This is a genomic window from Bacillus sp. P4_D3, assembly GCF_056401855.1.
In genome coordinates this window covers 1-764 of the sequence record NZ_JBFUIN010001142.1, presented here as the reverse complement: position 1 = coordinate 764, position 764 = coordinate 1, and the positions used below count along the sequence as shown (strand labels likewise).

The 764-nt window shown below is 31.2% G+C and carries 1 protein-coding gene; it reads left to right on the top strand.

Annotated features, from left to right (window positions below):
* Positions 1–256: 256 nt before the first annotated feature.
* Positions 257–574, top strand: a complete 318-nt coding sequence (locus AC1DTM_RS29860; protein WP_016105930.1) for a hypothetical protein — start codon at positions 257–259, stop codon at positions 572–574.
* Positions 575–764: the final 190 nt, after the last annotated feature.

Sequence of the window (764 nt, the reverse complement as noted above, 5' to 3'; positions counted from 1 at the left end):
GTTTTTATCAACTATTTTTAGAATGTTAAATCAAATAAGTAATTATTCAGCTTTTGAATAATTTATTGAAAAATTGGTTTAGGAAAACAATTTTAAATGTGACAAAACTCCAAACGCTGGATTTATATTCATATAGGAGAGAAAAATGTAGAATTTTGTCTTACTGTACACGTTTACTTTTCATTTCCTAACATATAGGCTTTGTGGTGTAGGGGGGACATCGCCTTTACACTAAAATTATAAGGAGGCCATTGTGATGAAAAAAATGAAAAAATTTGCAGGAGTAGCTCTAGCGGGTTCAATTGGATTAAGTGGATTACTTTTTTTAGAACCAAGTGTAAGCGCTGCAGAAACAACGCAAGTGAAAGAGGAGAAGTTCAATGCTATTAATGTAGCGCTGAATCAAAGTGAATCTTATTTATTGAGTGGTAGAAGCATCGACGTTCTTTCTGGAAATAAGGAGGGAATTCAGTTGGACAAATACACAATTAGTTTTAGTGAGCCTGGGAAGTACGTTATTAGGGTCAATGGTTGTATTTATAATGATGTATATACTTTTATTGTGAATGAGTAGTATATGCTCTTGATGTTTAATTAAATATATATTATCGGATGAAAAAAGAAACACCCTATTTGCGGTGGGAATCGTAAGTAGGGTGAATTATTTGTAAGAAAGTTAATGAAAAGAGTAATTGGTATTAAGTTATGTTTTATATATTTTCATTAATTTGCTCTGGGTTTTTGTTATGTAAAGTATGTAAGAG

What these genes read in the sequence shown, in the direction of transcription:
- AC1DTM_RS29860 (WP_016105930.1), top strand. Translation starts at nt 257, where the DNA reads ATGAAAAAAATGAAAAAATTTGCAGGAGTAGCTCTAGCGGGTTCAATT.